This is a genomic window from Mesorhizobium sp. M7A.F.Ca.CA.004.06.1.1 (assembly GCF_003999135.1).
Classification (GTDB): Bacteria; Pseudomonadota; Alphaproteobacteria; order Rhizobiales; family Rhizobiaceae; genus Mesorhizobium.
Window position 1 is genome coordinate 1 of the sequence record NZ_RZPQ01000197.1, and the last position, 8426, is coordinate 8426.

The following is an 8426-nucleotide window of genomic DNA, read 5'->3' on the forward strand; positions in this document are numbered from 1 at the left end:
CTCTTGGAGATGCCAGCGGATGATCGCCTGGGCGACGGACTTGCCATGTTTTTTGGCGATGCCTGAAATGGTCGGATCGCCGAGCAGCCGGCCGCTGCCCAACGGGCTCCAGCTTTCGATACGGATGTCGTGCTTGGCGTGAAAGTCCCTGACACCGCGCTGCTGGAACTGGGGATGCAACTCGATCTGGTTGACGACGGGCGTCACGCCGGTTTCCGCGATGATCCGCTCCAGATGGTCCTGGTTGAAGTTCGAAACGCCGATGGACTTGATGCGGCCGGCCTGCCGGAGTTCGACCAGCGTCTTCCAGGCCTCGACATATTTGTCCTGGCTGGGCACAGGCCAGTGGATCAGGAACAGGTCGATCTGCTCAATGCCGAGCTTGGCCATGGTGTCATCGAAGGCGCGTAGCGCCGCATCGCGCTGGTGTGCGCCGTTGCGCAGTTTCGAGGTGATGAACAGCTCAGCCCGCGACACGCCGGCGCTGCGGATCGCCTCTCCGACCCCTTCCTCGTTCTGGTAGCCTTCGGCGGTGTCGATCAGACGATAGCCGGCCTCGATGCCCCAACTCACCACCTCGGCGGTAATATCCTGGTCGACCTGCCACACGCCAAGGCCGAGCTGGGGAATGGCGGAGCCGTCGTTCAATGCAATCTGTTCGGGCATGATGGGCTGTCCAGGCATGGGGGGATCCTTTGCAAAGCGGGTCCGGGCGGTCTGCCCGGTGCACAGCCTATCTAGGTCCGACAGGATGCGACGACCAGCCGACAGCGGACAAATTGCCGTGTGAAGTGCGCCTGCAAGTGTGACTTCGGCGTCGGCCGCATCCTCACCGCGGCCGGCGCACCGCCCTCACCACCCCGGCGGATGTGCTGCCGCAATAGAGGCGGTCGCCGCCATCGGATTCCAGCCCCGACACGCCCATGCCGGCCGGCATGTCGAGCTTCTCGAGAACCTTGCCTGATCGCGGGTCGACGCGGCGCAGGTCGCTCTGGTCGCCTTCCCAGGTGGCGTGCCACAGCTCGCCCTCGACCCATGTCACCCCGGTGACGAAACGGTTGGATTCGATGGTGCGCAGGATCGCCCCTGTCTCCGGGTCGATCTGGTGGATCTTGCGTTCGCGATATTGCCCCACCCAGAGCGTCCCTTCGGCCCAGGTCAGCCCGGAATCGCCGCCGCCGCCCGGCGCCGGAATGGTCGCCAGCACCTGGCCGGTATCAGGGTCGATCTTCTGTATCAGGTCGTCGGCAAGCTGGAAGAAGTGCTGGCCGTCCCAGGCGGTGCCGGCATGCGCCGCGACGTCGATCGAGCGCAGCGCTTGGCCGTTTTCCGGGTCGAAGGCGTTCAGCTTCTCGCCCGAGGCGAACCAGACATTGTTGCCGTCAAAACTCACCCCATGCACCCTCTCCACATCTGGAAAGGGTCCGTATTCGCGCAGAATTTCGGCCGCTGACTGTTTCATGTCCTTGTCCTCACTGAGATGGTCTGATGTCCCCTACTAACCACTCGGCAGCGGCGCCGGGAGTAACAAGGTGGTCGTGAATCCCGCCACCGGCGGCGTCATCCAGCGGCGCGCCCGGCCGTGACCGAAAAACTGCACCTTGCCGGCCTCGCCAAGCTGCTCCAGCGCCCGTTGCACACTGCGTTGGCCGGTGCCAAGCGCCAGCGCCAACGCCGAACTCGCCCAGGATTCACCATCGGCAAGGAAAGCCAGCACCGCCGCGTGCCGCTCCTCGATCGGCCGCGCCAGCACCAGCACCTCGCGTGCCTGGCGCGGCGCCAGCGCGAAGCCCTGGCTGGTCGCGCCGATGTCGGCCAGGCCGCGCAATTCGGTGCGCAGCCGGCCGATCTCGACCCGCAGCCGTGCCCGGTGCGATTCATCGGCGTGCCTGCCGCCGAAGGCTTGCGCGATCAGCCTCGCCCTCGACACATCGCCTGGCCACGCTTCGGCGAGCGTACGGGCCAGCGCAAACAGCACCGGGCGCGTTGCCAGCGAGACCGTTTTCTCCTGTTGGCGCACGACATAGCGAAAGCTATCGACCAGCAATGCCGGCGACGCTTGCAACGCCTCGACGTCCTCAAGCAGCAACGAGCGCTGCTCGCCAGCCGCGATCAGCCGCGCCGCCGGTGTGTCCAGCGCCAGGAATGCGCGATCGACTTCAGCGATGAGCCCCGCAATGCCGGCCTGGCGGGCGGCGTGGCGTGCCCACTCCAACGCCCTGCGCGCCCGCTTCGTCTTGAGGCGCCGCATCGCGATGCCGGCGACGGCCAGCCCGTGGGCGGCGCCCGAGGCCGGCGGAAGCGGCATCGGATCGAGCCCGCCCAGCACGTCTTCGGCCTCGTCGAGACGGCCGATCAATAGCAGGCGGCGCACCTTGAGGTGGCCGGCATGCGCTGCGTTCAGCCGGTCGCCATGCTTTTCCAGCGTCGCCCGCGCCGCATCCAAAGCCTTGGCCGGCCAGCCGAGATCGCGTGAGACCAGCGCGATCTCGGCCTCGGCAACGACGCATCTCGCACGCGCAACCGCCTCTTTCGGGCCGAAGCCACGCGCGGCCCGCCGCAGCAGCGCCTTGGCGCGATCAAGATCGCCAAGTTGCGCCATGGCGATGCCGCGCAGCGCCAGCGCCGGCGGATCCTCGCGCAGGGCGACGCGATCCAGCGCGCCGAGCGGATCGCCTCCGGCCAGCGCCAGCGCCGCGGCGGTGATCAGCGAATCCATTCAAATCCCGTCACACTTGTAACTCCCACCCTTGTGCGTCGCCGCCCTAACTTAAATCCGTACCATGAACCGGCAAGCCGCATCGGCCAACTCTATCGGCAACGTGCGGCACGCCAAGGGAGAACCGACAATGCCAACCGACACTCCTCTCCATGACGCGGCCGAAGGCACCGTGAGGATGCGCCACCCCTGCTGCGACGGGCCGGCTCCTGCAAATCCCGTCACACTTGTAACTCCCACCCCCGCGCTTCACCGCCCTATTCTGGCTGACAGCAAGCGACAACAGACTGGCAAAGGAGACGACCAATGACCAAGCACATCGCAATGAAGACCCCGCCGATCGTTTCGAGGCAGGACTGGGAAGCCGCCCGCGAACAGATGCTGGTGAAGGAAAAGGCAACGCTGCGGGCCAAGGACGCATTGGCCGCCGAGCGCCGGCGCATGCCGTGGATGGAAGTCGACAAGGCCTATGTGTTCGAGGGGCCGAACGGCAGAGCGAGCCTGCTCGATCTGTTCGAAGGCCGCCGCCAGCTGATCGTCTACCGCGCCTTTTTCGAGCCCGGCGTGCATGGCTGGCCCGATCATGCCTGCCGCGGCTGTTCGCTGGGCGCCGACCAGGTCGGCCACCTCGCCCATCTCAACGCCCGCAACACCACTCTTGCCTACGCTTCGCGTGCCCCGCAAGCCGACATTGCGCGGCTGAAGCAGCGGATGGGCTGGCAGATGCCCTGGTACACAATCACGGACAGTTTCGACAAGGACTTCGGGGTCGACGAATGGCACGGCCACAACGTCTTCATCCATGACGGCGACCGCATCTTCCGCACCTATCTCATCAACAGCCGCGGCGACGAGGCGATGGGCACCGTCTGGAGCTATCTCGACGCGACGCCGCTCGGCCGCCAGGAAATTTGGGAGGATTCGCCCGAAGGCTATCCGCAGACCCCGCTCTATTCCTGGTGGAACTGGCACGACAATTACGACGCCGGGGCCGACAAGAAATGGGAAGAAGTGTCTGCTGCCGGCGAGGCTGCATTCCGCGACAAGGGCGAGCAGTAACGGTTGTTCAGTCTGGGTTCCTCTCCCCACTCCGTGGAGAGAGGAACCTGTCGTGGCTGGCATGATCATCAAGGATTAAGGCGATGAGCGATATCCATACCGGTGCCGGCAGCACGATCCCGGAAGCCGCAACCCTCGGGCTGGCCGACTGGCTTTGCCTTGCCGCGGCACCGACTTTCGCCGTGATGGCGCTGCTCACCTGCATCTTCAGCGGCGATGCGGCCATGCAGTGCATGGGCATCGACGCCTCGCCCCTCACGGGCATGGCCGCGATGTATCTGCTGATGAGCGCCTTTCATCTGGCGCCCTGGCTGCGGGTGATCTCAGGCCGGCAGGCCCGCTAGACCATTCCAATTCCAGACACCCCACACATCGGAGAAGACAATGAGACTGGTCAGGCTGAGAGCGCCGGGCGGCTTGGGCAATCTCGACCTGGTCGAGGAAGATCCGCCCCAGCCAGGGCCGGGCGAGGTTCTGGTCAGGATCCGGGCCTGCGCGTTGAACATGCGCGACGACTTTGCCGTGCAAGGCAAGATGCCTCTCGCCGACGGCCGCGTTCCGCTCTCCGACGGCGCCGGCGAAGTGATTGCCCTCGGCGACGGTGTCGATGCACTCAAGCCCGGAGACAGAGTCGTCAGCGTCTTCTATCCCTGGTGGCTGGGCGGTGACATGACGCCCTGCACCCGGCGCGATATTCCGGGAGACAGTTTCGACGGCTTCGCCAGCGAGTATGTCTGCATGCCGGCGCACGCTTTCACCAAGGCACCGGCAGGCTATACGCATGTCGAGGCGGCGTCGCTCACCTGCACGGGCGTTACTGCCTGGCGCGGCCTGGTTGTGTGCGGCAAGGTGAAGCCGGGCGACGCGGTGCTGGTCCTCGGTTCGGGCAGCGTATCGCTGTTCGCGCTGCAATTCGCCAAAGCCGCCGGCGCCCGGGTCATCGCCACCTCATCCGACGAGCAGAAGCTGGAAAGGCTCACGCGCCTCGGAGCCGACGCCGTCATCAACTACAAGTCCGTCCCGGACTGGGGTCGCAAGGCCAGGGATCTGACGGGCGGACGCGGTGTCGATCACGTGATCGAGGTCGGCGGACCCGCCACGCTGGCGCAGTCGATTATCGCCTGCCGCACGGGCGGTCACATCGCGCTGGTCGGCGTCCTGACCGGTTTTGCGGCGGAAGTGTCTATCCCTGCCCTGTTTTCCAACCAGATCCGCATCAGCGGCATTTCCATCGGCAGCCGGGCCGACCAGGAGGATATGATCCGGGCGATAGAGACTATCAGGCTGAAGCCCGTCATAGACCGCCATTTTCCGCTGCAGGACATCGCCACCGCCTTCGCGCATTACGAAACCCAAAAGCATTTCGGCAAGGTCTGCCTCGACGTTTGAGCGGCCTCCGCCAGCAGCACGATGAAGAGGACCGTCGGGTCCGCGCCTTCGTCGTGATCCTGCCTAGGTCGCGATGTCGTTGACCGGCATCAGGGGCTTGGGAAGATCGGCCTCGCCGAGCCCGCTGCGCAACTCGATCTCGATGTCGCGGCAAATCTGCGAGATCGGGACGTCGTTGGCGTTGCCCTCGAACGGGTTGGCGCTGCTTTCGCCGACCTGGTCGAGGGACATGTAAGCCCAGCCCAGCAGCGTGCTGAACGGGATCGTCAGCCAGATCGCGATCGACCCGAGCGCCCCACCCAATTTGCCCATATCGGCAAAGACGGGAACGACCCCGAACGGCAACAGCGTGCAGAAGATCATCACGAACATCGAACTGACGATGGCGTATTGCCGGGGATAGGGATTGTTCTTGATGCGATCGCAGCGCGCCTGCTGGTCATGGAAGTCGCGGATCAGCTTGGTCAGTTCGCCATAGATCTGAGGAGGGAGCTTTGTGTCCTTGAACAGCGCATTGACCTGGACAGATTGCAGTTCGAGCAGGGCTATCGCCGGCTGGGGCGATTTCAGGACGTCCTCGGCCTGTTCGGCGAGCAGCGGACGGAATTCGTCGGCGATCGAGCTCGCATCCTCATGGATGCGGTAGCGCCGCCGGTATTCGATATTGGCGGCCCGCGCCATGGATTCCCATGGCATCGGCCGGCGCAGGGAAAAACGCAATGCCGTCATCCAGGCGATGTGGCGATAGATGAGCTGTCTGGCCGTCGGCGCGTCAAGGAAATCCCTGCAGAAATTGGACCACAACCGGCTGCTGGCCGTAATTTGCGTAAAAGCCTGCAGCGCGTCGCTGCTGCGGGTGAACACCTGCGAATTCTTGAACCCGGCAACGAGTGACACGGTGGTGCCAAGCACCAGCACCACCGACCATGGCACCGAAAACCCGGCGATGCCTGGAAGACGGTAAGCCGCCACGGCCAGTCCACTCACCACCACCATGTAGATGACGCTGCGCCGCGACCACAGCGCGAAGTCCACTATTTTGTAGGAGCGGCCTACATACATCGGGTCCCCTCAATTTATCGACAGGTGTGGTTTTGCACGGGCGGAATCTCGTCGCCTCATTGTGCCTTTGCAGCCCCGAACCGCAACCCGTCCATCAACAGCTTGACCAGCCGGCGCGAGCGGTCGCGCCATTCGGGGGTGTCGGGCGCTGAGTAGATGCCGCCCAGCGCGTGCAGCACGTCGGAAGCGTCGACGTCGCCGCGGATGGTGCCGTCGGCCACCGCCGCCTCGACCAGCTGCCGCAAGGCTTGCGACACCCGGCCGAACGTGTCGGAAAACAGCGTCGAATTGGTGGTGAGCACAATGCGCAGGCTGGTCGCCAGGCCGCGCTTGGTGGCGATGTAGTCGACGAAGCGCTGCATCCACTGTTCCAGCGCGACATCGGACGGATGTTTCTGGGCAAGCTCGCCGGCGGCCGCGCAGAGCGCCTCCACCTCCCGGCGATAGACCACCTCGACCAGATGCTCGCGCGTCGGGAAATGCCGGTAGAGCGTGCCGATGCCGACGCCGGCGCGGCGCGCGATCTCCTCCAGCGAGCCATCGATGCCGCGCTCGGCAAAGACCGACACCGCCACCTCGACCAGCCGGTCGCGGTTGCGCCGCGCATCGGCGCGCAGCGGCTTCGCGTCTACGGCCTCGGCCTTCTGTTCTGTAATGGCGGACGGCTCGCTGGCCAATTTTTTCTCCACATCGTGTCAGGGGGCTTGAACCCGGCCGGTTCAGCCACCACGTATTAAACGGAGGCGCCTCCGTTTTAGTGGAGCACCTTTATCATATAATCAGGGGAACCGGTATGTCACGTCTTTCGAACACGCAAGCCGACATCTCCCCTGCCCGCCTGCCTCGCGGGAGATCCGCTGCCATCTCCGCTTTCGCCGTCAAGACCTGACCGAACGGTTACCTTGCCCTTCCGCGGCAAGGCACCAGTTCAATCCCATCCGCGTCAAGCAACTGGAGCCAGACGCCCATGACCAGCCTTCCCATCACCCTCACCATCAACGGCCACCGACACGAACTGGAGGTCGATCCACGCGTAACCCTGCTCGACCTGCTGCGCGAGCGGCTTGATCTCACCGGCACCAAGAAGGGCTGCGACCGCGGCCAGTGCGGCGCCTGCACGGTGCTGGTCGACGGCAAGCGCATCAACTCATGCCTGGCGCTAGCGGTCAGCCATGACGGCGCCCAAGTCTTGACCATCGAAGGCGTCGCCCACGGCGAGGAACTGCATCCGGTGCAGGCCGCCTTCATCGCCCATGACGGCTTGCAGTGCGGGTTCTGCACACCCGGCCAGATCATGAGCACGCTCGGCCTGATCGCCGAGGCACAGGCCGGCGACGATCCCGAACGCATCCGTGAGGGGCTGAGCGGCAACATATGCCGATGCGCGGCCTATGGCGGCATCGTCGAGGCCGTCCTGGAAGCCCAGCAACAGCTTGTCAAAGCCGACCGGAGGACCGCGGCATGAGAGATTTCGATTACATCAGGCCAGCCACCATCCCCGACGCCATCGCCGCGGCAGCCGAGCCGGGTTCGGCCTATCTCGCCGGCGGCACCAATCTGCTCGACCTGATGAAAGGCGGCATCACCAGTCCCGAGCGTATCGTCGACATTTCCCGGCTGCCGGAGCTCAACCGCATCGAACGGCTGGACGATGGTGGCCTGCGCATCGGCGCGCTGGTCCGTAATGCCGACCTTGCCTACGATCCGGCGTTCGCGAAATCCTATCCGGCGGTGGCCGAGGCGCTGCTGTCGGGTGCTTCGGCGCAGCTTCGCAACGCCGCCACCGTCGGCGGCAATCTGCTGCAGCGCACGCGCTGCAGCTATTTCTACGACACCGCCAGCGCCTGCAACAGGCGCGAGCCAGGCGCCGGCTGCGATGCGCTGGGCGGCGAGAACCGCCTGCACGCCGTGCTAGGCTGGAGCGACGCCTGCATCGCCACCCACCCGTCGGACTTCTGCGTGCCGCTGGTGGCGCTCGACGCCGTGGTCGAGATCGAGGGCAAGAAGGGCCGGCGTCATGTGACACTGGAGGAATTCCACCGGCTTCCCGGCGAAACGCCGCAGCGGGAGAATGCGCTAGAGCCCGGCGACCTGATCGTGGCGGTGCGCCTGCCGGCGGAGGCGGCCTCCTTCTCCGCCAATGCCCGTTACCTGAAAGTCCGCGAACGCACCTCTTATGCTTTTGCCGTCGTATCGG

At 65.2% G+C, this 8426-nt stretch carries 10 protein-coding genes; 5 read left to right on the forward strand and 5 right to left on the reverse strand.

Annotated features, from left to right (window positions below):
- The 3 genes from EN906_RS14220 to EN906_RS14230 all read right to left on the reverse strand — a co-directional run.
- The coding region (locus EN906_RS14220; RefSeq protein WP_164777173.1) for an aldo/keto reductase at positions 1–666 on the reverse strand (666 nt) is incomplete at its 3' end.
- 163 nt (positions 667–829) lie between these two features.
- Positions 830–1462, reverse strand: a complete 633-nt coding sequence (locus tag EN906_RS14225; RefSeq protein ID WP_127267443.1) for a PQQ-binding-like beta-propeller repeat protein — start codon at positions 1460–1462, stop codon at positions 830–832.
- A 36-nt stretch (positions 1463–1498) separates the two neighbouring features.
- Positions 1499–2719 carry a helix-turn-helix domain-containing protein gene (locus tag EN906_RS14230; RefSeq protein ID WP_127375226.1) on the reverse strand — a complete coding sequence of 407 codons (1221 nt, stop codon included), beginning with the start codon at positions 2717–2719 and terminating at the stop codon, positions 1499–1501.
- A 306-nt stretch (positions 2720–3025) separates the two neighbouring features.
- Here EN906_RS14230 and EN906_RS14235 point away from each other — a divergent pair, with 306 nt between their 5' ends.
- The 3 genes from EN906_RS14235 (at position 3026) to EN906_RS14245 (ending at position 5167) form a co-directional block, all read left to right on the forward strand.
- Entirely contained in the window at positions 3026–3778 is a 753-nt protein-coding gene (locus EN906_RS14235; protein ID WP_127267445.1) for a thioredoxin family protein, read from the forward strand.
- 83 nt (positions 3779–3861) lie between these two features.
- Positions 3862–4122 carry a hypothetical protein gene (locus tag EN906_RS14240; RefSeq protein ID WP_127267446.1) on the forward strand — a complete coding sequence of 87 codons (261 nt, stop codon included), beginning with the start codon at positions 3862–3864 and terminating at the stop codon, positions 4120–4122.
- A gap of 40 nt (positions 4123–4162) precedes the next feature.
- Positions 4163–5167: an NAD(P)-dependent alcohol dehydrogenase gene (locus EN906_RS14245; RefSeq protein WP_127267447.1), complete on the forward strand. Its 1005-nt coding sequence runs from the start codon at positions 4163–4165 to the stop codon at positions 5165–5167.
- A gap of 63 nt (positions 5168–5230) precedes the next feature.
- Here EN906_RS14245 and EN906_RS14250 read toward each other — a convergent pair whose 3' ends face one another.
- Both EN906_RS14250 and EN906_RS14255 read right to left on the reverse strand, forming a co-directional pair.
- On the reverse strand, positions 5231–6229 hold the full coding sequence (locus tag EN906_RS14250) for a bestrophin family ion channel (RefSeq protein ID WP_127267448.1): 999 nt from the start codon (positions 6227–6229) through the stop codon (positions 5231–5233).
- A gap of 56 nt (positions 6230–6285) precedes the next feature.
- Entirely contained in the window at positions 6286–6906 is a 621-nt protein-coding gene (locus EN906_RS14255) for a TetR/AcrR family transcriptional regulator (protein ID WP_127267449.1), read from the reverse strand.
- 290 nt (positions 6907–7196) lie between these two features.
- Here EN906_RS14255 and EN906_RS14260 point away from each other — a divergent pair, with 290 nt between their 5' ends.
- Positions 7197–7694, forward strand: coding sequence for a (2Fe-2S)-binding protein (locus EN906_RS14260; protein WP_127267450.1), 498 nt, complete (start codon positions 7197–7199; stop codon positions 7692–7694).
- Positions 7691–8426 (forward strand): xanthine dehydrogenase family protein subunit M (locus tag EN906_RS14265; protein ID WP_164777174.1); only part of this gene is annotated, 736 nt, incomplete at its 3' end. The genes EN906_RS14260 and EN906_RS14265, both read left to right, overlap by 4 nt.